The organism is Faecalibacterium sp. HTF-F (genome assembly GCF_023347535.1).
Classification (GTDB): Bacteria; Bacillota; Clostridia; order Oscillospirales; family Ruminococcaceae; genus Faecalibacterium; species Faecalibacterium wellingii.
In genome coordinates, this window is sequence record NZ_CP094473.1 from 416,468 (window position 1) to 440,166 (window position 23,699).

The window sequence follows — 23,699 nt, forward strand, 5'->3', positions numbered from 1 at the left end:
GGAGAAGAACTTCATGTTATCTGCTATTTTACTGCTTTCCAAGCTGCTGGGCGAAGGCAGCCTGCTCAAGCTGCTGCTGTTTCTCTTGAAATTCGCAAAATAACTAGAAAAGTTCACACAAATGGGGTATTATAAGGATGGAAAGCTGTAGAGATTGCAGCGCGAAGGGAGGAAACCTTTATGAAAGTCAAAAAGTCTGTGGTGTTTGCGGCAGCATTGGCCTGCGGCATTCTGCTGGCGGTGCCGCTGGGTGCGGCGGCTGCATCCAACTATCGGATGGCCGAAAACGGCCCGGCAACCCGCGAGGAAAGTGCACGGCTGAACCGTACGTTTCTGTATCTGAACATTGAGTACAATGACCGCGCACCCCACGAGCAGCTGTCGCTGGATACGGCAGGGGACAGCGTGGTGAGCTGGCGCAGTGCAGACCCGTCCATCGTGACCGTAAGCCCGGACGGTGTAGTGACTGCCTGTGCGGAGGGCATCACCAACGTGTATGCCGATACGGCAAGCGGCACGACCCTGAGCTGTGCCGTGACGGTGACGAACAACATTGGCAGGGTGAGCCTGAGCGAGTCGCGCCTGTATCTGGAAGACATGGGCAGCAAGGCGGCTCTTACCGCCAGCGTGGCCGTGGAAAACCCGGCGGCAGTGCCCATCACATGGCGCAGCAGCAACCCGGCGGTGGCATCGGTGGATGTGAACGGTACGGTGACGGCTGTGAGCGAAGGCGAAGCCACCATTACGGCGTCCACCCCGGAAGGCCGGAACGCCACCTGCAAGGTGTACACCGGCGCTGTGGCTGTGCAGAAGCAGCAGAGCGGCGGTGCATTCCGCAATCTTTTTCAGTAAGCAATGAGAAAACGCGGCAGCGCGTTGAAAAACAGAAAAAAGGCCTCTGCGCAGGACGCGCAGGGGCCTTTTCTATGCTTGGGATTGATCCGGGATGCAGGCGCTTTGCCGCTTACTGAGCCTGACTCAGGCAGTCGTCCATAGCGGTAAAGATGGCCTGACTGGTCATAGTGGAACCGGAAACAGCATCCACGCCAGCGGTAGAACCGGTCTTGAGCAATGCAGCTGCCAGAGCTTCGGCAGCGGTGCCGCCCAGTTCGGGAGTCTCGCCGGAAGCGTCGATCTCCACACCGGTCACCCGGCCGCCGGTGACCGTGACCTTGACAGTCACATCACTCAGGCAGCCCTGCGCGCTGGACGTATAGATGCCATCGGTCAGGCTGGCGGCGTTGTCGGCGGCAGGCACGGTGCCGGTGTTCTGGATGTACAGGCTGAGCGCAACTGCCATGATAACGGTAACAACAGCCATGAGGATCACGTTCCGGGTCATTTTGTTTTTCATGAAAGGTGGATGCTCCTTTGATTACTTTGCGGGCTTGAAGCTGTCACGCAGGGTGACGATGCGGTTGTACACGCCCGGGTTCTTGCTGTCCGGGGTAAAGAAGCCGGTGCGCACGAACTGGAACTTATCGCCGGGCTTTGCGTCCTTCAGGCTTTCTTCCAGCTTGCAGCCCTTGCGTGCCACCACGCTTTCCGGGTTCAGGTAGTCCTTGTAGTCGCTGCCCTCGGGGATGGCGTTCATGTTGGCCTCGGTGAACAGCTTGTCGTACAGGCGCACCTCGGCGTCCACAGCATGGGCGGCACTCACCCAGTGGATGGTGCCCTTGACCTTGCGTCCGTCGGCGGGATTGCCGTTGCCGGTCTCAAGGTCGGCGGTGCAGTGGATGGCCGCAATGCTGCCGTCGGCATTCTTCTCCACGCTCTCGCACTTGACGATGTATGCGCCCATCAGACGCACCTCACCGCCCACGGTCAGGCGCTTGAACTTCGGAGGCGGGACCTCGGCAAAGTCCTCGTTCTCGATCCACAGCTCGCGGGTGAAGGCCACCTTGCGGGTGGTGGTGTCGTTGGCCTCGCGGTTGGGGTTGTTGGCCACATCAAAGTACTCGGTCTTGTCCTCCGGGTAGTTGTCCACGATCAGCTTTACGGGGTCCAGCACGGCAATGCGGCGCTGTGCGGTCAGGTCCAGCTCGCTGCGGATGCAGGCTTCCAGCTGGCGCATGTCGATGAGGTTGTCGGACTTGGAGATACCGGCCTCCCGCACGAAGGTGAAGATGGAGGTGGGGGTGTAGCCGCGGCGGCGCAGGCCGCACAGGGTGGGCATACGGGGGTCGTCCCAGCCGTCCACGATGCCCATTTCCACCAGCTCACGCAGGTAGCGCTTGCTCATGACGGTGTTGGTCATGTTCAGGCGTGCAAACTCGCGCTGCTTGGGGAAGGCAGTGCCGAAGATGTTCTCGATGACCCAGTTGTACAGCGGACGGTGGTTCTCGAACTCCAGACTGCACATGCTGTGGGTGATGCCCTCAATGGCGTCCTGAATGGGGTGTGCGAAGTCGTACATCGGGTAGATGCACCACTTACTGCCCTGACGGTGATGCTCGGCGTACTTGATGCGGTAGATGGCCGGGTCGCGCATATTCATGTTGGGGCTGGCCAGATCGATCTTGGCACGCAGGGTCTTTTCGCCCTCCTGGAACTCACCGGCACGCATCCGGCGGAACAGATCCAGATTCTCTTCCGGGGTGCGGTCACGCCACGGAGAAGGACGGCTGGGCTTGCCGGCGTCGGCACCGCGGTACTCGCGCATTTCGTCGCGGGTCAGGTCGTCCACGTAGGCCTTGCCCTCCATGATGAGCTTCTCGGCATACTCGTAGCATTTATCAAAGTAGTCGCTGCCGTAGAAGATGCCGCCGTTGGGGTCGGCACCCAGCCAGTGCAGATCCTCGATGATGCTGTTGACGTACTCCTCACCCTCGCGGGCGGGGTTGGTGTCGTCCAGACGCAGGTTGAACTTGCCGCCGTACTGGTTTGCAATGGACCAGTTGATGTAGATGGCCTTGGCACTGCCGATGTGCAGGTAGCCGTTGGGCTCGGGCGGGAAGCGGGTATGGATCTCGCGGATCTTGCCCTCGGCCAGATCGGCGTCGATGATGTCGGTCAGAAAGTTTTTATCTGCCATATGTTTTCCCCCTGTCAAAGGCACAAAGTGCCTACATATTCCATAATACTATATAATACACTATTCTGCCGATTTCTTCAAGAGAAAGCGATAAAAGGCTTCCCACGGAGAAAGAAATACCTATTTTCCACAACTTTTGCCCTATCCCTTGACACTGGCAGAGAAGGAGAGTATATTTTTGCATGGTGCAAGGCGGATTTTGCCGTGCTTATAATAGGAGGAACCCCATGAACAGTTTAAAAGAAGTGTTCAGCTGGAAAAATATGCTGAAGAATTTAAATTTCTTTTGTGAGCTGAACCTTGGCCTGATCCTGACTGCGGTCGGCATCGTATACTTTAAAAATCCCAACCATTTTGCATTTGGCGGCACCTCGGGCCTGTCCATTCTGCTGGCAGACCTGTTCCCCCGGATCAACGTGGGCGGCTTCATGTGGATCATCAACCTGATCCTGGTGGTGCTGGGCTTCGTTTTTCTGGGCATCAAGACCATGGGCTGGACGATCTACTCTTCCTTTGCGCTGTCCTTTTTCGTGTCGGTGTGCGAGTGGCTCTATCCCGTCAACGTTTCCATGAGCGGTGACGCCATGCTGGATCTGGTGTTCGCAGTGTTCCTGCCGGCGCTTGGTGCAGCCATCGTGTTCGACATTGGCGCATCCACCGGCGGTACGGATATTGTGGCCTTGATCCTGGCAAAATATACCTCTATGGAGATCGGCAAGGCCCTGATGGTCAGCGATATCCTCATCGTGCTGGCGGCGGCATGGCGGTTTGGCATGGGCACCGGCCTGTACTGTATCCTCGGCCTGATCGGCAAGAGCTTTGTGGTGGATGGTGCCATCGAGAACATCCGCCTGCGCAAGGTGTGCACCATCGTGACGGCCAACCCGCAGCCCATTCTGGACTTCATCATCAAGGAAATGAACCGCTCTGCTACCGTGGAAAAGGCCTACGGTGCCTACACCCACCACGAGCTCAGCGTTCTTGTCACGGTGCTGACCCGCCGTCAGGCACTGCAGCTGCGCAACTTCCTGCGCGAGAACGATCCCCATAGCTTTATCACCATCGTCAACTCCAGCGAGATCATCGGCAAGGGCTTCCGCTCCTTTAATTAAGGGAAGGCGCAGGATCTGTCCGTTTTTGCCCCATTGGTGCACAATGCCGTATTGACGAACGGCTAAAAAAACGATATACTATATCCCGGCGGTGCAACAGTGCCGCCGGATGCCGGGGTGTTGCGCAGTTGGTAGCGCGCCTGCTTTGGGAGCAGGAGGCCGCGAGTTCGAGTCTCGCCACTCCGATATGAATAAAACCCACGGTCGGACGTTGCAAAATTCGTCTTTCCGTGGGTTTTTCTTTGCCTCGTCAGATCTGACGAGTTTATTTGATGCAGCTGGAGCAGGGCGTATAGCCTGCTTCCACGGCTTCCTCGTAGCTGGAGAACAGGACCTGATTCTTCTCTGCCGGCAGGTTCGGGCAGCTGGGCAGATGGAACTTTTTGCTGTTCACATTGCCGATATAGCTCTGCTGGGCTGTGCTGGACGCCGCCGGGTCGGTGGGGTTCAGCGCAGAATCTGCTGCAAAGTGCTCGGTGCCCACGGTGTAGTTCTGGCCGTCGGAACCAATGGTGACGGTGCCCTGCAGGTCGGTGCGGTAGACATCCACCCCGGCGTCCCGCAGGATGCTCAGGGTCTCCTCGTGGGGGTGGCCGTACTTGTTGTTCACACCGCAGGAGATGACGCCCATTTCCGGCAGCACCGCATTCAGGAAGAGGTAGCTGGTGGAGGTGCTGGAACCGTGGTGGCCCACCTGCAGAACATCGGCCCTGAGGTTGGCACCGCTGTTCACAAGGTCGGTCTCCGCCGTCTTTTCCATGTCGCCGGTCAGCAGGAAGCTGGTGGAGCCGTAGTCGATGCGCAGCACGAGGGAGGTATCGTTGGTGTCACTGTACTGTGCCACCGGGCCAAGCATGGTCACGGTAGCGCCGCCCAGCGGCCACATGGTGCCCACGGCAGGCACTTCCACCTGCAGGCCCTGCTGCTGGGTGTACTTGACAAAATCCTGAAAGCACTTGGTGGAGGCATCGGTCACCGGGCTGTACACATGGTACGCCGGGAAGTAGGCCAGCGCCGCAGCCAGACCGCCCACATGATCCTCGTGGGCATGGGAGCAGAACACATATTCCAGCTGCTCCACCCCCTGACTCTGCAGGTAGGACACCACCAGACTGCCGTCGTCCACATTGCCGCCATCGTAGAGCATGAACTGTCCGTCACACTCCACCAGCACGCTCAGCGCCTGACCGACATCGATAAAATGCACCTCCAGCGGTGCATCCACCGTGTCCACCGCTGCAGCGGTAGAGGACGGGTTCGGCACCACATCGGCGCTTCCGCCCGGAACGGACGGCAGCCCGCTGCAGCCTGCAAGGCTCAGCACCAGTGCGGCGGCAGCGGCCAGCGCAGCAAGGCGCTGCCACAGGCTTTTTTTATGCGGGGTCACTTTTTCTTCTTTCCAGTTTTCCACGTTGCGTTCTCTTTCTGTTGATCGTTTTTGGGCTTGTGCACGGGTGCCGAATGGGGCGCAAAGCGTGCGCCGGGGCTGGGCGCACGGCCTGCCGGTGCAGCGCCGCGGCTCTGGCCGTGGGCAGGCTTGCCGTTATGGCCCTTCTGGTTCGGGCGTACCGTATAGGTGCCGTCATTGTGGATCGTCACATCGGCGGCTTCGGCCCGGCGGGCAGAGCGCTGCATGGCGCGGCGGCCTGCGGCGGGCACCAGCAGGGGGATCAGGTCCTCCCGGTGGGTCATCTTCAGCGCCTTGACTACCTTCTCGGCGTTGCGCGGCTCGTAGTACTGCAGCAGCGCCCGCTGCAGTGCCTTGCCCTCAGGGGTCTTTTCCACGAACACCGGTTTCAGGGTGTAGGGGTCAAGACCGGTGTAGAACATGCAGGTGCTCACGGTGCCGGGGGTGGGGTAGAAGTCCTGCACCTGCTCCGGGCGCATGTGGTTTTTGTAAAGATATTCCGCCAGATAGACCGCATCCTTGAGGGTGCTGCCCGGGTGGCTGGACATCAGGTAGGGAACAAGATACTGCTTTTTGCCCGCCTTTTTGCTGAGCTCATAGAACTTATCCTTGAACTTGTTGAAGGTCTCGATGGGCGGCTTGCCCATGTAGGCCAGCGTATTGGGCGCACAGTGCTCCGGAGCCACCTTCAGCTGGCCGGACACGTGGTACTCCACCAGCTCCTTGAAGAAGGTGTCGTCCGGGTCGGCCATCAGGTAGTCGAACCGGATGCCGCTGCGGATGAACACCTTTTTTACGCCCGGCAGCTCCCGCACCCGGCGCAGGATCTTCAGGTAGTCGCTGTGGTCCACGATCATGTGGGAACAGGTGGTGGGGGCAAGACAGTGCTTGCCGCCGGTGCACATGCCCCGCAGCATCTGCTCCCGGCAGGAGGGAAAGCGGAAGTTTGCGGTGGGGCCGCCCACATCGTGGATGTAGCCCTTGAAATCCGGCTCGTGGGTCATGCGCTCGGCTTCCGCCACGATGCTGTCCGCGCTGCGGCTGGTGACACGGCGGCCCTGATGCAGCTGGATGGCGCAGAAGTTGCAGCCGCCGAAGCAGCCGCGGTTCTGGATGATGGAGAACTGCACCTCCCGGATGGCGGGCACGCCGCCCATGCTCTCGTAGATGGGGTGATACCGGCGGGTGTAGGGCAGGGCATAGACCTTGTCCAGCTCCCCGCGCACCAGCGGCTTTGCGGGGATGTTCTGCACCAGATACTTCTCGCTCTGCTTCTGCACGATGATCTGGCCGCTGACCACGTCCTGATTGTCCATCTGGATGCGGCAGGCCTTGGCATACGCCGTCTTATCCGACGCCACCTTTTTAAAGCCTGCGCACTCCACGTAGCGTTCGGGCAGATGGTCGAAATCTGTCATGTAACAGGTGCCGTCCACGTCCGTGATGGTCTCCACCGGTTCCCCGGCGGCAAGGCGGCGGGCGATCTCCACGGTCTGGTGCTCGCCCATGCCAAAGCTGATGATGTCCGCGCCGGAGTCCTCGGCGATGCTGGGCAGCACGGTGTCCAGCCAGTAATCGTAGTGGGCAAAGCGGCGCAGGGACGCCTCCAGACCGCCCAGGATCACCGGCAGGTCGGGATAGGCCTGCTTGGCAAGGCGGGTGTACACAGTGGCGCTGCGGTCCGGGCGTGCGCCGCCCTTGCCGCCGGGGGAGTATTCGTCCTCGGCGCGGGGAATCTTTGCCACGGAATAGTGGCTGACCATGCTGTCCACGTTGCCGCCGCCGATGAAAAAGCCATACTTGGGCTTGCCGAACCGCTTGAAGTCCTCGCAGTCGGTGTAGCGGGGCTGGGCCAGCACGCCGATCTTATAGCCCTCGGCTTCCAGCAGACGGCTGATGATGGCGGTGCCAAAGCTGGGGTGGTCCACATAGGCGTCGCCGCCCACCACCACAAAGTCCAGCTGCTCCCACCCGCGGGCCTCCATATCGGCCCGGCTGATGGGAAGAAATTCGGTGTAGATCTTAGGGGAAGAGTTGTCCATAATGCTCCTTTTATTGTTAAACCCTCTCAGGCAACGCCTTGCGGCGTTGCCAGCTCCCCCGATGGGGGAGCTTTTTGCATCTTTTCATCCAGTTTTTCTTTGAAGGCAGACGATATCTTACCCACTCATAAAGCTCGCCCTTCGGGAGAGCTGGCGCGTCAGCGCCTGAGAGGGTCATTCCTCCGGCTGGTTCATCTGCTGTTCGATCCACTGCTGGCGGCTGATGAGCACTGCGCGGGGCTTGGCACCCTCGTAGGGGCCAATGACGCCTTTCTGCTCCATTTCGTCCATGATGCGGGCCGCGCGGGCGTAGCCCAGCTTGCAGCGGCGCTGCAGCAGGCTGGTGGAGGCCTGACCGGCATCGATGACCACCTCCACGGCCTGCTTGAACATGGGGTCGCTGTCCGGCTCTTCGTCCGCATCCGCGCCGCTGCTGCCCTTTTTGCCGTCCTGAATGGCGTGCTTTTCCATGGCTTCGATCATGGCTTCGTCATACTGCACGGTGCCGCTCTGCTTGATGAAGTCCAGCACACGGCTGATTTCCTCATCCCGCACAAAGGTGCCCTGAATACGGGTGGGCTTGGGTGCGCCCACCGGCATGAACAGCATATCGCCCATGCCCAGCAGTTTTTCGGCACCGGAGCCGTCCAGAATGGTGCGGCTGTCCACCTGACTGGACACCGCAAATGCGATGCGGCTGGGGATGTTGGCCTTGATCAGGCCGGTGATGACGTCCACGCTGGGGCGCTGGGTGGCCACGATCAGGTGCATGCCGGCCGCGCGGGCCTTCTGGGCGATGCGGCAGATGGAGTCTTCCACATCCTTGCCCACCACCATCATCAAATCGGCCAGCTCGTCGATGATAATGGCGATGTAAGGCATCTTTTCCAGCTCCGGCCGTTCTGCGGCCAGCTTGTTGAAGGACTTGATGTCGCGCACATTGTTTTCCGCAAACAGGCGGTAGCGGCGCTCCATCTCCTGCACGGCACTGCCCAGCGCACCGGCGGCCTTTTTCGGCTCGGTGACCACCGGCATCAGCAGATGGGGAATGCCGTTGTACTCGGCCAGCTCCACCACCTTGGGGTCGATCAGCAGCAGCTTCACGTCCTCCGGGCTGGAGCGGAACAGCAGGCTCATGATGATGCTGTTCACACACACCGATTTGCCGCTGCCGGTGCTGCCCGCGATCAGCAGATGGGGCATCTTGCACAGGTCTGCCACCTGCGCCACACCGGCAATGTCCTTGCCCAGCGCGATGCCCAACGGTGAGGTCATGCGTAGAAAGCTCTGGCTCTCGAACACGCTGCGGATATACACGGGGGTCTTTTTGTGGTTAGGCACCTCGATGCCGACGGCGGGCTTGCCGGGAATGGGCGCTTCCATGCGCACGTCCGCCACCGCAAGGTTCAGTGCGATATCGTCCGCCAGCGAGGTGATGCGGCTGATCTTGACGCCCGCCATGGGCTGCACCTCGTACCGGGTAACGGAGGGGCCCCGGGAGATGTCCAGAACACGGGTGCGCACGCCAAAGCTTTCCAACGTGTCCACCAGCTTCTGGGCATTGGCTTTCAGCTCTTCCTGCGCACCGGGGTCGGTCTCGTCCTGCGATTTTTCAAACAGCTCGATGGGCGGGTACTGGTACTGATAGGTGTCCACCGGTTCGGTCTCGTCCACAGGGGCCGCTGCCGCGGCCTGCTCGGAGGCGGCGGGCTTTTCCATTGCGGCTGCCACCAGCGTGCTGATGTCCTTTTCCTCCACCGGTTCAGCGGTAATGCTGATCCAGCCGTCCTCATCCGGTGCGCTGCGCATGGCCGCCGCGTTTTCTGCACTGACACGGGCGGGTGCCGTCGGCACAGCGGGCTGGATGGGTGCTGCAGGCATTTCCGGCGTGATGGCCGCTGCCGGAGCTTCCGGCGGGACGGTGGGCATCACCGGCGTATCAAAGCTATCTGCCGCAGGCTGCACCGGCTGTGCGGCCTTTGCAAAGAAGTCGGACGCATCCGTTTCCACCGCATCTGCCACGATGGGCTGCGGGGCAGGTTTGGGGGCCGGGCGCAGCGGGTTCTGCCCAAAGGTGCCGCCCGGGCCCACGATGAGCGGCTCGATGGGCTCGCTGCCGCCCTCCTTTACCTCAGTGTGGTCGGGGCCAAGGTCTACGTCAAAGGAAGCCCGGGGCCGGGATACCCGTACCTGCACCGGCGTGATGGCCGGGGCGGCAGGCTCCGGCTGGGCAAGCGGCTGGCCGGAAGTGTCTGCGGGCGGCTCCGGCTGCGGGGCTGCCTCCGGCTCCTCCGCTTCCATCTCTTCGGTCACCTTGTGGCCCCAATGCCGGATGCCGTTCAGCCAGTCCGGCACACCGATATGGAACGCAGGACCGGCCGGTTCGTCCTCCGGCTCCTCTTCCTCATATTCGTCTTCGGCTTCCTCCTCGTCCTCCTCGGCCTCTGCCGCACGGGCAGCCGCACGTTCCGCACGGCGCTCCGCGCTCTGCCGGGCAAGGGCTGCGCCCTTTGCGTGCACCCCGCCGAATGCGGCACACAGCCACTGCCAGACCTCTGCCGGGGTCAGGTCAAAAATGTACAGACTGACGCAGAGCGCCAGCACCGCCATGATCAGGTTTGCCGCCGGTCTGCCGCAGAGCAGCAGCAGATTGCCGCCCAGCAGTGCGCCCAGCGCGCCGCCGCCCAGCCATGCATTCACGCCGTTGGCATAGCAGGCAGCGGTCATCTGGAACGCAGACATGCCCTGCGGCTGGATGTCCGAAAAAACGATCACGGTCCCGCAGGCAAACACCAGCCCCAAAATCAGCTTGAAGATCGGGGGCAGAAGGTCTTCGCCCCGGGTATACTGCACAGCAAGGCAGCACACGGCTGCGCCCAGCACAAAGCTGCCGCAGCCGAAAAGTCCGAACAGCACATCGTGCAGGGCCTTCCATGCCGAATCTCCCTCCACAAAGGCCAGCACCACCAGCAAAAGGCCTGCGAACAGGGTGCCAAGCCCTGCCGGGAGCCGCTGTTCGGCGCGCTTTTTGCGCGATGATGCACGCCGTGTTGTTGTTTTACGTTTTCTTGTCGCCATTCTTCTCTGTTCCCCACACTTGTAGTAGACACACTATTTGATTTTATTATTGTACCACGCAGGGAAGAAAATGGCAAACCTATTGTTGTACAAATTTCTTCAGTCCGGCAGGCCAGCAGATAGCTTTCTTCGCGAACAGCCCGGGACTCCAGTCCCGCCCTACTGCCTGCGGCAGCAGGGTCCCACCCCCAGGACATTCGCTGGAGAAACTATCTGCCGTCCTGTCTTCTTACTCTTTTTCAATTTCTTTATACAGCCACGCCAGTGCATCCGAAAGCCCGCCCAGCTCGTCAATGAGCTTTTCCTTCACGGCCCGGCGTCCGTCCAGCACGGTGCCCATGTCCATCACCAGCTCGCCGGTGTGGAGCATCAGGTCGGTGTAGCGCTTTTCGGTCATGCCGCTGTGGGCCGCCACAAAGCCGGTGATGCGCTGCTGCATCTGCTCAAAGCTGCGCATGGTCTGCGGCACCCCCAGAATGACGCCGGAATGCCGCACCGGGTGCACGGTCATGGTGGCTGTGGGCACGATGAAGCTGCGCCGGGCGCTGACGGCAAGCGGGATGCCGATGGAGTGCCCGCCGCCCAGCACCAGTGTTGCGCTGGGCTTGGATACGCTGGCGATCAGCTCTGCCAGCGCAAGGCCCGCTTCCACATCCCCGCCCACCGTGTTCAGCAGCACCAGTAGGCCCTCGATGCGGGGGTCCTCCTGCGCGGCCACCAGCTGCGGGATGACATGCTCATACTTCGTGGTCTTCTGGCCCTGCGGCGCTTCCGAATGGCCTTCGATCTGGCCGATGACGGTCAGGCAGTGGATGACATGCCCGCCGCGGGCCAGCGTGACCGTGCCCAGATCCTCGATCTCTTCTTTTTCCAGCCGGCCTGCGTCGGTCTGCTGCGTTTCATCGTTCATATGCTTTCCTCCTGCGTTTTCTGTCAGCATTCCCCGGCCTGTGCCGGGCTATACAGACCCGCCGCAGCAAAAAAACGGTAACATTTCATAAAATTTTTTTGAGAATGATTTGACATTCTCCATCCGTGCTGTATACTTTAAATAATTGACTGTAATATCTGCAAACTGTAATATCTGCAATATGAACCCGTAAACGGATCGGGGTTTCTCTGCGCCGCATCTGTAAAGCAGGCAGCTGCGGCAAGTACTGCGATAGAGCGAAAGGAGAAAGTATTCTATGAACACCCCTGCAAAGGCTTCGCTTCCCGTTATCAAGCGTCTTCCCAAATATTACCGTTATCTGCGCTCTCTGCAGGAAGACGGCATCAACAGCATTTCCTCCCGCGAGCTGGCTGCTCAGATGGGCACCACCGCTTCGCAGGTACGGCAGGACTTCAACTGCATCGGCGATGTGAATGGCCGGCAGGGCATCGGCTACTCGGTGGAAAACCTGCTCTCTATTCTGGAAGGCCTGCTGTTCGGCAACGGCGACCGCCTGCCCACTATCCTGATCGGCTGCGGCCGTCTGGGCAAGGCAGTGAGCCGCTTTATCACCACCGACACCAACGGCTACCGCCTGATCGCCGCCTTTGATGTGGCACAGAGCGAGGTGGGCAAGGAGATCAGCGGCATCCAGATCCGCCATATCGACGAGCTGGAGTCTTTCTGTGCCGAGCATCACCCCAAGGTCGCAGTGCTCTGTGTGCCCCGGGACGGTGCGGAGCAGGTCAGCGGCCGTCTGGTGGATCTGGGCATCGAGGGCTTCTGGAATTTCTCCCACTATGACCTTTCGGTGTCGTACCCCGATGTGGTGGTGGAGAACGTCCATCTAGGCGACAGCCTGATGAGTCTGGGCTACCGCCTGCGCAATCAGGACTGAACGTACCTATTATAAGTAATAAGAGAACCCTCTCAGTCAAAGCCTGAGATGCCGCCGAACCCTCTCAGTCTCGCATACGCTCGACAGCTCCCCCAAAAGGGGAGCTTTATGAGTGGGGACGGGAAAGTTTCTGCTTCTCCGGCGAAGGACAGCCTGCCCGGAAGATGCAGAAAAGCTCCCCCTTCGAGGAAAGACTTCCCCCGCTCCGGGGGAAGATGTCGCGCAGTGACAAAAGGGGGAATCTGGCAAAGCCGTTAGGCTTTGGCTGAGAGGGTTCGTTCTGCAAGGAGAGTTTTTCAAATGGCAAAACTGTATTTTCGTTACGGCGCGATGAACAGCGGCAAGAGCACCGCCCTGATGCAGGTGGCCCACAACTACGAGGAGCAGGGGATGCGGGTGCTGATCCTCAAGCCGCAGGTGGATACCAAGGGTGGCGGTGAGCTGGTCAGCCGTCTGGGTGTCCGCCGCAAGGCCGATCTGCTGATCCCGCCGGAAACAGATGTGTTCGAGGCGGTGCGTCAGGCCAACAGCACCGCTGCCCTTGCCTGCGTGCTGTGCGACGAGAGCCAGTTCTTCACCCCGGAGCAGGCCGAGCAGCTGTTCATGGTCACGGTGGACCTGAACATCCCGGTGATCTGCTACGGCCTGCGGGCAGATTTCTCCCTCAAGGGCTTCCCCGGCTCCACCCGGCTGCTGGAGCTGGCCCACACCATCGAGGAAATGAAAACCATCTGCACCTGCGGCCGCAAGGCCATCTGTAACTGCCGCAAGGTGAACGGCAGATTCGTCTTTGAGGGCGAGCAGGTGGCCATCGATCTGGAAAACGATGTGCAGTACGTGAGCATGTGCCCCCAGTGCTATTTCAAGGCAAAGCGCGCGTTCTACGCCGAAAAAGCTGCTTCGCAGGCTGACTGAAACTTGTATACAAGGTCGCTGTGTCAAACGACACGGCGGCCTTTCTTTTTATCCCCGGCCTACGGGCGCAGTCCACGCAGCAGCGCAAAATATGTCGCTGTCGGTGCTTTTTCACCCCCAAAAAGGGCGAAGAAGCACCGATTTCCGTGTCTGCAGACCGGTGCCGGGGGACCGCCGCAAACAATTGATATATCAGAGTGAACATTTTTTGCACTATTGATATATCAGTTCAAAGGCTCCCATCTGGGCTTTTTAAGCTGTTGTTCGTCCACAATGTATGCAACGATTCTACGTTCTGAAACGGAATGTTTACAAAATTATTGCAAAATTCGACGTTCCTCCTATGATGCATCCCAGTTTTCTATGCAAAATAGCGAAGTATACATGTTGCACAGTTTTTCGAGCCAAGTTTATTCATTTCAGCGAAGGCGTCAATTCTTGCGCGAAAACAAGAGCAATATTTGTACGTTTTTTGTTTAGATATCTGCAATTTGCGTCTTTCTTTTTGGTTGTTGTTTTGTTATCATAATTGTATACAACGGGGTATGTGCAGAACCCCCGTTCGAGATGATGTTTTCTGTATTTAGGAGGAGAACGAAAATGAGCAAGGCAATTTCTCGTCGTGATTTCATGAAGGTCACCGGCGCTGTGGGCGCTGCCGGCCTTCTGGCTGCCTGCGGCGGTAACTCTGCTGCATCCAGCTCTGCTGCTTCCACCGCTCCCGCTGCTTCTGCAGACGAGAGCCTGGCACTGTCTGACGGCCCTGTTTCCATGACCATCAGCTGGTGGGGCGGCGACAGCCGTCACGAGGCTTACCAGAACGCCATCAAGGAGTTCCAGGCTGAGCACACCAACATCACCATCGAGCCCACCTTCGCCGCATGGTCCGGCTGGGAAGAGAAGATGGCAGCTGCCTTCATCGCAGGCAACGCACAGGATGTGTGCCAGGTGAACTGGAACTGGCTGTACAACTACTCTGCTGATGGCAGCAAGTTCGTGGACCTGAACACCGTTTCCAAGTTCCTGGATCTGACCCAGTGGGATGCCGCTGCCATGGACGCCTGCTACGTTGCAAACAGCCAGCAGTGCGTGCCCGTTTCCATGACCGGCCGTATCTTCTTCTGGAACATGACCACCTTCAACAAGGCTGGCATCACCGAAGTTCCCAAGTCTCTGGATGATCTGATGGCTGCCGGCAAGGCATTCAAGGAGAAGCTGGGCGACGATTACTACCCCATGCATCTGGGCGCATACGACCGTATGATCCTGATGGTCTTCTACCTCGAGTCCAAGTACGGCAAGGACTGGGCTGACCCCGTCACCTCTACCCTGAACTACACCGAGGACGAGATCGCTGAGGGCATCGACTTCATCAAGAGCCTGGTGGACGGCCACGTCATGATGAACCTGAAGACCTACTACTCCGCTAACTCCGATACCGCTACCCACCAGTCCAACGAGTGGATCACCGGTAAGATCGCAGGCATCTTCGAGTGGGATTCCGCTGCTTCCAAGTACTCCTCCGCTCTGGATGACGCCAACAAGGACGGCTTCACCGTTGGCGAAGAGATCAAGTTTGGCGACAACAATGGCGGCTTCTCCAAGGTCTCCATGGGTCTGGCTATCACCAAGACCAGCAAGTGCGTTGCTGAGGCTGCTACCCTGATCAACTTCCTGCTGAACGAGGAGAAGGGCGCTTCCATCATGGGTTCCGAGTGCGGCATCCCCGCTTCCAAGGCTGGTCTGGCTGCTGCTCAGGCTGCCGGCGCTGTCAAGGATCTGGTTGCTGAGGCAAATGCCAAGGTCATGGCCTTCACCACCAACAAGCTGGATCCCCTGTTTGAGAACAACGACCTGAAGGCTTCCGGCACCGGCATCTATCAGGAAGTGTTCGATACCGTTGACTACGACGGCGTTGCCGGCGCAGACGTTGTTGACACCCTGCTGGACGGCATGGAGTCTGTTGGCTACATCATCGGCTAAGTTCCATTTTTGAGTGCCGCCGTGTGCGGTCACGCACAGAAAAGGGCACCCTTTGACTGAACCTGAGGGGCACCTGCCGCCCGACCGGCAGATGCCCCTTTTTTGTCAGAGATATGTTACAAATTTTTGACAAAGTTGTATCCGGTCTGTTACCCCTTCGTCCGTCTCATGCTCCGAAATTCCTTAAAAAGGAGGATTTCCCAGATGAAAGAAAGCAATGCTCCCGCCGTCGGGCGCACCCCGTTCCAGAAGTGGCTGGACAAATATCAGGGTCTGTTTTATCTGATCCCCTGGATCATCGGCTTCGTCGTCTTTAAGGCAGTTCCCTTCGGTCAGTCGCTGTACTACAGCTTCACCGATATGAACTTCTTCGAGAGCGGCACCAAGTTCGTTGGTCTGGCCAACTACATCACGGCCTTTACCACCACCAAGATCACCAAGGCGCTGATCATCACCTTCAAGTACGCCTTCATCACCGTGCCGCTGAAGCTGGTCTTTGCGCTGTTCATCGCATACATCCTGAACTTCAAGATCGCATGCGTCAACCTGTTCCGTACTGTGTACTACATCCCCTCCATTCTGGGCGGCTCTGTTGCTATCGCCGTTCTGTGGAAGGCTGTGTTCAGTGTGGACGGCCTGCTCAACACCGTTCTGCGCGCTGTCACCTTTGGTCTGGTGCAGGGCCCCGAGTGGCTGTCTGACCCCAGCTACGCGCTGTGGATCATCTGCTTCTTGCGCATCTGGCAGTTCGGTTCTGCCATGGTGCTGTTCCTGGCTGCTCTGAAGGGCGTGCCTGCCGACCTGTACGAGGCTGCCACCATTGATGGTGCCGGCAAGTGGCGTCAGTTCTTCTCCATCACCGTTCCGATGATCACCCCCATCATCTTCTACAACCTGGTCACTCAGATCTGCCAGGCTTTCCAGGAGTTCAATGGCCCGTACATCATCACCAACGGCGGCCCCCGTGGTTCCACCACGCTGATCTCTCTGCTGGTTTACAACTACGCATTCAAGTCTTATGACATGGGTATGGCATCCGCTCTGGCATGGATCATGTTCATCATCGTCTGCATCCTGACGATCATTGCATTCACCAGCCAGAAGAAGTGGGTCTACTACTCTGACGAAAGGTAAGGTGACCAGTATGGGAATGAAAGCATCGAACAAAATCGCGACCTTCTTCAAGTATTTCGTCCTGATCCTGGTCGGCGTCATCATGATCTATCCTCTGCTGTGGATGATCAGCGCTACCTTTAAGGACAACAGCGAGATCTTTGCAGGCATCAGCCTGTGGATCAAGCACCCCACTCTGGATGGCTACCGCGGCGCTCTGAACAACTTTGGCGGTTCCATCAACATCCTGCAGGCCATGCTGAACACCTACAGCTACGTTATCCCCAAGGTGATCTGCACGGTGGTCTCCGCCTGTGTGGCTGCCTACGGCTTTGGCCGCTTCGATTTCCCCGGTCGTAAGCTGATGTTCAACATCATGCTGGCCACCCTGTTCCTGCCGCAGGTCGTTCTGAACGTGCCGCAGTACCTGCTGTACAACAAGTTCGGCTGGCTGGACAGCCCCTTCTATCTGGCCATCTGGGTGCACTGCGCATTTGCGACCGAGACCTACTTCGTCTACCAGCTGGTGCAGTTCATGCGCAATGTCCCCCGTGATCTGGACGAAGCTGCCGCCATCGACGGCTGCTCCTCCTTCCAGACCCTGTACAAGGTCATCGTGCCCATGCTGGGCCCCGCTCTGGTGTCCTGCGCACTGTTCCAGTTCATGTGGAGCTGCAACGACTTCATGGGCCCGCTGCTTTACGTCAGCACCCCCGGCAAGTATCCCATGTCCCTGTTCGTCAAGCTGTCCATGGACGGTGATACCGGTTTCGCCTGGAACAAGATCCTTGCTCTGTCGCTGATCTCCATCCTGCCGCAGCTGATCGTTTTCTTCTGCGCACAGGACCAGTTCGTTGAAGGTATCTCTGCCGGTGCCGTCAAGGGCTAAGCCCCGCGCACAAGCATAAGATCTCTGATACAAACACCCCCTGTGCCGTTCCCGTAGATGGCACAGGGGGTGTTTTTAATGATGTATCGCCTGCGGCGAATATGATGTGCTGCGCAATGATGTGTTCCCGCAGCGGAATTATCATTTCTTATGTCCTTTGCGGTACTGCAGCGGGCCGGTGCCCATCACCTCGCGGAACACCCGGCGGAAATGGGCGGCGCTGGCAAAGCCGGTCTGCTCCGCCACCGCGCTGATGGAAAGCTCTGTGGTCTCCAGCAGCTTCTGGGCCGCTTCGATGCGGCGGTTGTTGATGTAATCCACGATGGACTGGCCTGTCACCCGCCGGAACAACCGGCTCAGGTAGTAGGGCGAAAGATAAAACTGCGCCGCTACCTCGGTGAGGGAAAACTTCTGCCGGTAGTTGGCCGCAAGGTAGGCACAGATCTGCTCCACCGTCTCGTTGCGGGGGCGTGCCACGGCGCTGCTCTCTGCAATGCACTCCTGCTCCACGTAGTGCAGGATCAGCAGCAGATACAGCGGGCCGGGATAATCCTGTTCGTCCATTGCACTGCTCATCATTTCCAGCAGGGTGCGTATCCGGCTGGTCCACTGCACCGGTGCATACAGCACGGTGCGCCCGCCGGGCGCAAACAGACGCGAAAAGTCACGCCCTGCCGTGGTTTTCAGGTCGTGCAGCATCCCCAGCGGAAAATGGCACCCCACGATCTGGGGCACGGCGCTGCCGGTCTGCAGAAAGCTGCAGCCGCCCGGGCCCAGCAGCACAGCGCTGCCGGGGTTTACCAGTACGCTCTGACCGCCCGATTCCAGCATCACGCTGCCTTCGGACACCAGCAGCAGATAACAGGTGTCCTCGTCGGGCAGCAGCTCGTGGCGGTTCGCATTCAGGCGCAGGGTGGCAGCGGCCACCTTGCCGGTGATCTTTTCACGTTCTGATCTCATAATACACTTCTCATCATCTTCCGAGGGAAAACCCTCTCCGTCATCGCTGCGCGATGCCACCTCTCCCAAAGGGCGAGGTTTTATGCATTTGACCGTTCCGCTCCATAAAAGCTCCCCCCTTTCGGGGGAGCTGGCAAACCCAAAGGGTTTGACTGAGAGGGTTCTTTTTCATCATACCATGCCCAAGGCATTTGGGCAAGACAAAACCATCAGGAGGTTCTCTCATGAATCTGTCGCTTATCCGTTCCATGACGCGCAGCGCTGTTTTCGAGCTGGAAAACGACCTGTGCTACCGTCCGGCCCATCCGTTCATCGTCACCCTGAACGGCAGGACCGTCTACGAAGCCTGCCAGACCAACGTGTTCTCCCTGTTCTCCCTGCTGCCCGGCACGGAATACACGGTGGGCGTGCAGGCTGAGGGCGAGAGCCTGACCTGCACCTTTACCACCGAGGCCGAGACCTTCTTTGTGGATGCATCCCGCTACGGTCTGGTGGCCGACGGCACCACGGACAACACCCTCAAGCTGCAGGCGGCTCTTTCTACCTGCCCCAAGGGCGGCACGGTGTATGTGCCGGCGGGCCGTTACCGCACCTGCAGCCTGTTCATGAAGAGCTGCACCACCCTGTACCTTGAAAAGGGCGCTGTGCTGCTGGGCGACAACGATCGCACCCACTATCCCATCCTGCCCGGTGTGATCCCCAGCGAGAACGAGGTGGACGAATACTACCTGACCGGCTGGGAGGGCAACCCCCTGAGCAGCTTTGCCGGCCTTTTGAACATCACGCAGGTGCATGACGTCGTTGTGACCGGCGAGGGCACGCTGGACTGTGACGCGGAAAACGGCGACTGGTGGGTGACGCCCAAGATCAAGCGCATCGCATGGCGTCCCCGTGCCGTGGCCATGGTGGACAGCGAGAACATCTGCCTGCACGGCATCACGGTGCAGAACAGCTACTCCTGGACCATCCACCCCATCTTCGTCAAGCACCTTGACCTGCTGAACTTCAACATCAACAACCCCTACAACGCCCCCAACACCGACGGCATCGACCCCGAAAGCTGCGAGTACATCCGCATCATCGGCGTGAACATCCATGTGGGTGACGACTGCATCGCCATGAAGGCCAGCAAGGTGTTCCTTGGCATGAAGCTGAAAAAGAGCTGCGAGCACACCGTCATCCGCAACTGCCTGCTGGACAAGGGCCACGGCGGCATCGTCATCGGCAGCGAAATGAGCGGCGGCGTCAAGGATATGGTGGTCACCCAGTGTCTGATGGACCACACCGACCGCGGCCTGCGGGTCAAGACCCGCCGCGGCCGCGGCAACACCGCCGTCATTGACGGGCTGGTGTTCCGCAATGTGGAAATGCGCGGCGTCAAGGCCCCCTTTGTTATCAACATGTTCTATTTCTGCGACCCGGACGGCCACGGCCCCTATGTGCAGTGCCGCGACGCCATGCCCGTGGACGAGTACACCCCCAAGCTGGGCAGCCTGACCATGGAGGACATCGTGGCCACCGACGCCCAGTTCGCCGGCTGCTACTTTGACGGCCTGCCGGAGCAGCCCATTGAGCGCGTTACCATGAAGAATGTCACCATTACCTTTGACCCCAACGCCAAGGAAGGTCAGGCCGCCATGGCAGATAACCGCCCGCTGGTGAAGAAGCTGGCCATCTATGCCGAAAACGTCAGGGAGATCGACCTGCACAACGTCAAGATCGAGGGCTACGAGGGCGAGCGCCTGCATTTTGCCAACGTCGGCCATTTTGAGGAGGACTGAAACCATGACCCATGAAGAGATCCTGTCCATGCTGGGCGACTATGTGGACTATCTGATCGCCAATTCCAGCGCCGAAGCACCCATGTGGAACATCGAAAAGGTGCGCAGCGGCAAGCCCAACAAGTGGAACTACATCGACGGCTGCATGATCACCGCCTGCCTAAGCCTGTACAAGACCACCGGCGACGAGAAGTACCTGCGCTTTTCCAAGAACTTCATCGACTGGTTCGTGCAGGAGGATGGCTCCATCAAGACCTACGACCCCAAGGAGTACAATCTGGACAACGTAAATCAGGGCAAGAACCTGTTCACCCTGTACGATATCTTTGGCGATGAGAAGTACCGCAGGGCCATTGACACCATCCGCAGTCAGCTGGCCACCCAGCCCCGCACCAAAGAGGGCAACTTCTGGCACAAGGACATCTATCCGTGGCAGGTGTGGCTGGACGGCACCTACATGGCCCAGCCCTTCTACATGGAATACGAGACCCGCTTCAACAAGATGCAGGGCTGCATCGACAGCTACAAGCAGTTCATGAACATCAAAAAGCACATGCGGGACGAAAAGACCGGTCTGTACTACCACGGCTACGATGAGAGCCGTCAGATGTACTGGGCCGACCCCGTCACCGGCTGCAGCCCCAACTTCTGGCTGCGCGCCATGGGCTGGTTCATGGTGGCGATGGTAGACGTGCTGGAGCGGATGGACGAGCAGCTGTACAACGAGTACCGCGGCATCATGGCAATGCTCAAGCAGACCATCGAGGATGTGCACAAGTTCCAGGACGATGAAACCGGCATGTTCTGGCAGGTGATGGACCACCCCGGTGTGGAGGGCAACTACCTCGAGACCAGCGGCACCGCCCTGTTCGCTTACGCCGTGCTCAAGGGCGTGCGTCTGGGCTACCTGCCCAAACGCATGGCGGCATGGGCCGAAAAGGCCTTCTACGGTACCTGCGACAAGTACCTCTCCAAGAACCCGGACGGCAGCCTGCAGCTGGACGGCATCTGTCTGGTGGCGGGTCTTGGCGGCAAGGATCACCGCGACGGCTCTCTGGCTTACTATTTCAGCGAGCCGGTGGTCTGCAACGACGCCAAGGGCGTGGGCCCGCTGGTGCTGGCCTACACCGAAATGATCGCCAGAAAGTAAGCACTCGCCCATCCTGCCTGCGGCTTCAAGTTTTCAACAGCAAGGCCCCGCTCCTGTGGAGAACAGGAACGGGGCCTTGTTTGCTGCCGAAAAGTATGTTAAACTGAGAGTGCCGCTTCGGCGGTGTTAAGGTGTTGTCTGCATAAAAGGTGGTCTAGCTCCCTCCGGCAAGCTTCCGAGAGGATGTGAAAGCCTTATTGTTGTTCCTCCCGGACGCAAACGCGAAAGGGGGGATGCCTCATGAAGTTGGAAGACGTTCTTCAGCTGCTCGTCGTCATCGGCGGGACAGTCGGAATTACATTTCAGATCACATGGGCAATCTTCAAGGAGATCCATAACAATAAGAAATGACCGCCCCAGCCTTCCAAACAGTGAACGGTCATTTTCTTATTGACTTACTAGCCAGAGGGAGCTGACCATTGCGGGCAGCACCTTTTCTATTTTCAGTATAGTGATTTTCGGCCCGCCTGTCAAGCGGGCTTTTTGTATCGCAGAGCAAAACAGGTTCAGCTGTTCTTCTCCCGCTCCTCCTGCAATACAGCCGTCACCTTCTGCATGATGTCCACAGCACGGCGCAGCTCGTCGTCGCCCAGCTCCGTGCGCAGGCGGGCATAGCAGCGCTTCATAAAATCGCGTTCTTCGGCCATCAGCTCCACCGCCTTGCTGGACAGCTCCACGTAGGTGCGGCCCGCCTCGCGGTCGGTCTTCCACGCCACAAGGCCCTTGTCCTGCAGTTTTTCCACCGCCTTGGACAGCTCGGTGATCTTCAGCCCCATCACTGCAGCCAGATCTGCCAGATAGATTGTTTGCTCCGGGTGCTGGTCGGCCTCCATCTTGATATAGTACAAAATCAGATAGTCGGCCCGCTGGATGGTATTGAACACCCTGTCTGCATCAAAATTGTGCAGAAAGAACCATTCTTCCGGGTGATGTTTCAGTTCCATATCGTTTCCTCCTTCAGAAGCGGTTTTTTGTCCTCGATCCTGCTTGCAAAAGCAGCATCTTACCGTTCATTGCGGCGGATATATTCGTGGTCGCCGCCAAGGCTCTTGTAGGCCGGACGGATGATCTTGTTGGCACTGAGCAGCTCCTCAATGCGGTGAGCGCTCCAGCCCGTCACACGTGCCACGGCAAACAGCGGGGTGTACAGCTCCATGGGGATGCCCAGCATATCGTAGACAAAGCCGCTGTAGAAGTCCACGTTGGGACTGACGCCCTTGAAGATCCTGCGCTCTTCCGCGATCAGCTGCGGGGCCATCGTTTCGATCTTGTTGTAGAGGGCAAGGTCTTTGTCCCGGCCTTTTTCGTGGGCCAGCTGCTCCACATAGCCCTTGAACACCACCTCGCGGGGATCGCTGAGGGAGTAGACTGCGTGGCCCATGCCGTAGATCAGGCCCTTGCGGTCAAAGGCCTCACCGTGCAGCAGTTTTTTCAGGTAGGCTTCCAGTTCCTCGTCGTCCTCAGTGTCGTGCAGATTTTCGCGGATGTTCTGCATCATCTGCATCACCATCAGGTTGGCGCCGCCGTGGCGCGGGCCCTTGAGGGAGCACAGCGCTGCCGCCATGGCAGAGTAGGTATCGGTGCCGGAGGATGTGACCACACGGGTGGTAAAGGTGGAGTTGTTGCCGCCGCCGTGCTCTGCATGCAGCAGCAGGGCTACATCCAGCACCCGCGCTTCCAGCTCGGTGTACTTCATATCCGGGCGCAGCATCCGCAGGAAGTTCTCTGCGGTGGAAAGGGTCGGGTCCGGACGGTGGATGTACATGCTTCCGTCCTTTTCGTAGTGGTTGTAGGCGTGGTAGCCGTACACGGCCAGCATGGGGAAAATGCCCGTCAGCTGGATGCTCTGGCGCAGTACATTGGAGATATCCAGATCGTTGGCCATGGGGTCATAGGAGGCCAGCGTGAGTACGCTGCGGGCCATGGAGTTCATGATATCATGGCTGGGGGCCTTCATGATGACATCCCGGGTAAAGTTTGTGGGCATGGTGCGGCACTCGCCCAGCACCCGGCAGAACTCCTCCAGCTTTTCCTGCGTGGGCAGTTCACCGAACAGCAGCAGGTAGGCCGCCTCTTCAAAGGCGAAACGGCTGCCGGACGACCCCCGGATCAGGTCCTTGACATCATAGCCGCGGTAAAGCAGCTGGCCGTCCGCCGGCTTTTTTACGCCGTTCACATACTGAAAGGCGCGGATATCGGAAATATTCGTCAGACCCGCCAGCACGCCCTTGCCGTTTTCGTCGCGCAGGCCCGCTTTGACGCCAAATTCCCGGTAGAGATCTTTGGCGATGCGGTCATGCTCGGCACACAGCGGCTGCTGCTGGTCGAAATATCCCATCACGTTCTGCAGATGATCCATAGGTGTGTTGCTCCTTTCCTACTGCCCGAAAAACCGTATTGATTCG

The 23,699-nt window shown here is 58.9% G+C and carries 18 protein-coding genes and 1 tRNA gene; 10 read left to right on the forward strand and 9 right to left on the reverse strand.

Features of this window, described 5'->3' with window-relative positions:
* Positions 1-180: 180 nt before the first annotated feature.
* Positions 181-852: an Ig-like domain-containing protein gene (locus tag MTP37_RS01985; protein ID WP_249237973.1), complete on the forward strand. Its 672-nt coding sequence runs from the start codon at positions 181-183 to the stop codon at positions 850-852.
* 112 nt (positions 853-964) lie between these two features.
* On the opposite strand, the gene MTP37_RS01990 is transcribed toward MTP37_RS01985, so the two are convergent.
* Both MTP37_RS01990 and MTP37_RS01995 read right to left on the reverse strand, forming a co-directional pair.
* The gene (locus MTP37_RS01990; RefSeq protein WP_249237974.1) at positions 965-1,354 is read right to left on the reverse strand and encodes an FMN-binding protein; all 390 of its coding nucleotides are present in this window, start codon (positions 1,352-1,354) and stop codon (positions 965-967) included.
* A 21-nt stretch (positions 1,355-1,375) separates the two neighbouring features.
* A complete protein-coding gene (locus MTP37_RS01995; RefSeq protein ID WP_249237975.1) occupies positions 1,376-3,034 on the reverse strand; it encodes a glutamine--tRNA ligase/YqeY domain fusion protein in 1,659 nt (552 codons plus the stop codon).
* A 227-nt stretch (positions 3,035-3,261) separates the two neighbouring features.
* Between MTP37_RS01995 and MTP37_RS02000 the strand changes: the two genes are divergently transcribed.
* Positions 3,262-4,146: a YitT family protein gene (locus MTP37_RS02000; protein WP_249237976.1), complete on the forward strand. Its 885-nt coding sequence runs from the start codon at positions 3,262-3,264 to the stop codon at positions 4,144-4,146.
* 113 nt (positions 4,147-4,259) lie between these two features.
* Positions 4,260-4,332 (forward strand) — tRNA-Pro (locus MTP37_RS02005).
* 79 nt (positions 4,333-4,411) lie between these two features.
* On the opposite strand, the gene MTP37_RS02010 is transcribed toward MTP37_RS02005, so the two are convergent.
* From MTP37_RS02010 to MTP37_RS02025, 4 genes are all read right to left on the reverse strand, one after another.
* Entirely contained in the window at positions 4,412-5,557 is a 1,146-nt protein-coding gene (locus MTP37_RS02010) for a ComEC/Rec2 family competence protein (protein WP_249237977.1), read from the reverse strand.
* Positions 5,530-7,596 (reverse strand): YgiQ family radical SAM protein, encoded by a 2,067-nt coding sequence (locus MTP37_RS02015; protein WP_249237978.1) that lies wholly within the window; start codon positions 7,594-7,596, stop codon positions 5,530-5,532. Before MTP37_RS02015 ends, MTP37_RS02010 begins: the two co-directional genes overlap by 28 nt.
* A 174-nt stretch (positions 7,597-7,770) precedes the next feature.
* Entirely contained in the window at positions 7,771-10,674 is a 2,904-nt protein-coding gene (locus MTP37_RS02020; RefSeq protein ID WP_249237979.1) for a DNA translocase FtsK, read from the reverse strand.
* 229 nt (positions 10,675-10,903) lie between these two features.
* Positions 10,904-11,584, reverse strand: coding sequence for a ClpP family protease (locus tag MTP37_RS02025; RefSeq protein ID WP_249237980.1), 681 nt, complete (start codon positions 11,582-11,584; stop codon positions 10,904-10,906).
* A gap of 277 nt (positions 11,585-11,861) precedes the next feature.
* Here MTP37_RS02025 and MTP37_RS02030 point away from each other — a divergent pair, with 277 nt between their 5' ends.
* From MTP37_RS02030 to MTP37_RS02050, 5 genes are all read left to right on the forward strand, one after another.
* Positions 11,862-12,503: a redox-sensing transcriptional repressor Rex gene (locus MTP37_RS02030; RefSeq protein WP_249237981.1), complete on the forward strand. Its 642-nt coding sequence runs from the start codon at positions 11,862-11,864 to the stop codon at positions 12,501-12,503.
* 300 nt (positions 12,504-12,803) lie between these two features.
* On the forward strand, positions 12,804-13,418 hold the full coding sequence (locus tag MTP37_RS02035; protein ID WP_249237982.1) for a thymidine kinase: 615 nt from the start codon (positions 12,804-12,806) through the stop codon (positions 13,416-13,418).
* Positions 13,419-14,018: 600 nt separating this feature from the next.
* Positions 14,019-15,401: an ABC transporter substrate-binding protein gene (locus MTP37_RS02040; RefSeq protein WP_249237983.1), complete on the forward strand. Its 1,383-nt coding sequence runs from the start codon at positions 14,019-14,021 to the stop codon at positions 15,399-15,401.
* 204 nt (positions 15,402-15,605) lie between these two features.
* Positions 15,606-16,535: a carbohydrate ABC transporter permease gene (locus MTP37_RS02045; RefSeq protein ID WP_154259430.1), complete on the forward strand. Its 930-nt coding sequence runs from the start codon at positions 15,606-15,608 to the stop codon at positions 16,533-16,535.
* Between the two features lie 16 nt (positions 16,536-16,551).
* Positions 16,552-17,403: a carbohydrate ABC transporter permease gene (locus tag MTP37_RS02050; protein ID WP_431732975.1), complete on the forward strand. Its 852-nt coding sequence runs from the start codon at positions 16,552-16,554 to the stop codon at positions 17,401-17,403.
* Positions 17,404-17,544: 141 nt separating this feature from the next.
* Here the strand turns inward: MTP37_RS02050 and MTP37_RS02055 are convergent, their stop codons facing one another.
* The gene (locus MTP37_RS02055; RefSeq protein WP_249237984.1) at positions 17,545-18,363 is read right to left on the reverse strand and encodes a helix-turn-helix domain-containing protein; all 819 of its coding nucleotides are present in this window, start codon (positions 18,361-18,363) and stop codon (positions 17,545-17,547) included.
* A 224-nt stretch (positions 18,364-18,587) separates the two neighbouring features.
* On the opposite strand from MTP37_RS02055, the gene MTP37_RS02060 reads away from it, so the two are divergent.
* Both MTP37_RS02060 and MTP37_RS02065 read left to right on the forward strand, forming a co-directional pair.
* A complete protein-coding gene (locus MTP37_RS02060; protein ID WP_249237985.1) occupies positions 18,588-20,144 on the forward strand; it encodes a glycoside hydrolase family 28 protein in 1,557 nt (518 codons plus the stop codon).
* A gap of 4 nt (positions 20,145-20,148) precedes the next feature.
* The gene (locus tag MTP37_RS02065) at positions 20,149-21,294 is read left to right on the forward strand and encodes a glycoside hydrolase family 88/105 protein (RefSeq protein ID WP_249237986.1); all 1,146 of its coding nucleotides are present in this window, start codon (positions 20,149-20,151) and stop codon (positions 21,292-21,294) included.
* Positions 21,295-21,800: 506 nt separating this feature from the next.
* Here the strand turns inward: MTP37_RS02065 and MTP37_RS02070 are convergent.
* Entirely contained in the window at positions 21,801-22,238 is a 438-nt protein-coding gene (locus MTP37_RS02070; protein ID WP_249237987.1) for a MarR family winged helix-turn-helix transcriptional regulator, read from the reverse strand.
* A 59-nt stretch (positions 22,239-22,297) separates the two neighbouring features.
* Positions 22,298-23,653, reverse strand: coding sequence for a citrate/2-methylcitrate synthase (locus MTP37_RS02075; protein ID WP_249237988.1), 1,356 nt, complete (start codon positions 23,651-23,653; stop codon positions 22,298-22,300).
* Between the last annotated feature and the right edge of the window lie 46 nt (positions 23,654-23,699).

Bases quoted from the DNA above. Each gene is read 5' to 3' on its own strand.
- MTP37_RS01995 (WP_249237975.1), bottom strand. From the start codon at position 3,034: ATGGCAGATAAAAACTTTCTGACCGACATCATCGACGCCGATCTGGCC.
- MTP37_RS02060 (WP_249237985.1), top strand. From the start codon at position 18,588: ATGAATCTGTCGCTTATCCGTTCCATGACGCGCAGCGCTGTTTTCGAG.
- MTP37_RS02075 (WP_249237988.1), bottom strand. From the start codon at position 23,653: ATGGATCATCTGCAGAACGTGATGGGATATTTCGACCAGCAGCAGCCG.
- MTP37_RS02055 (WP_249237984.1), bottom strand. From the start codon at position 18,363: ATGAGATCAGAACGTGAAAAGATCACCGGCAAGGTGGCCGCTGCCACC.
- MTP37_RS02030 (WP_249237981.1), top strand. From the start codon at position 11,862: ATGAACACCCCTGCAAAGGCTTCGCTTCCCGTTATCAAGCGTCTTCCC.
- MTP37_RS02070 (WP_249237987.1), bottom strand. From the start codon at position 22,238: ATGGAACTGAAACATCACCCGGAAGAATGGTTCTTTCTGCACAATTTT.
- MTP37_RS01985 (WP_249237973.1), top strand. From the start codon at position 181: ATGAAAGTCAAAAAGTCTGTGGTGTTTGCGGCAGCATTGGCCTGCGGC.
- MTP37_RS02040 (WP_249237983.1), top strand. From the start codon at position 14,019: ATGAGCAAGGCAATTTCTCGTCGTGATTTCATGAAGGTCACCGGCGCT.
- MTP37_RS02025 (WP_249237980.1), bottom strand. From the start codon at position 11,584: ATGAACGATGAAACGCAGCAGACCGACGCAGGCCGGCTGGAAAAAGAA.
- MTP37_RS02045 (WP_154259430.1), top strand. From the start codon at position 15,606: ATGAAAGAAAGCAATGCTCCCGCCGTCGGGCGCACCCCGTTCCAGAAG.
- MTP37_RS02000 (WP_249237976.1), top strand. From the start codon at position 3,262: ATGAACAGTTTAAAAGAAGTGTTCAGCTGGAAAAATATGCTGAAGAAT.
- MTP37_RS01990 (WP_249237974.1), bottom strand. From the start codon at position 1,354: ATGAAAAACAAAATGACCCGGAACGTGATCCTCATGGCTGTTGTTACC.
- MTP37_RS02065 (WP_249237986.1), top strand. From the start codon at position 20,149: ATGACCCATGAAGAGATCCTGTCCATGCTGGGCGACTATGTGGACTAT.
- MTP37_RS02050 (WP_431732975.1), top strand. From the start codon at position 16,552: ATGAAAGCATCGAACAAAATCGCGACCTTCTTCAAGTATTTCGTCCTG.
- MTP37_RS02020 (WP_249237979.1), bottom strand. From the start codon at position 10,674: ATGGCGACAAGAAAACGTAAAACAACAACACGGCGTGCATCATCGCGC.
- MTP37_RS02035 (WP_249237982.1), top strand. From the start codon at position 12,804: ATGGCAAAACTGTATTTTCGTTACGGCGCGATGAACAGCGGCAAGAGC.
- MTP37_RS02015 (WP_249237978.1), bottom strand. From the start codon at position 7,596: ATGGACAACTCTTCCCCTAAGATCTACACCGAATTTCTTCCCATCAGC.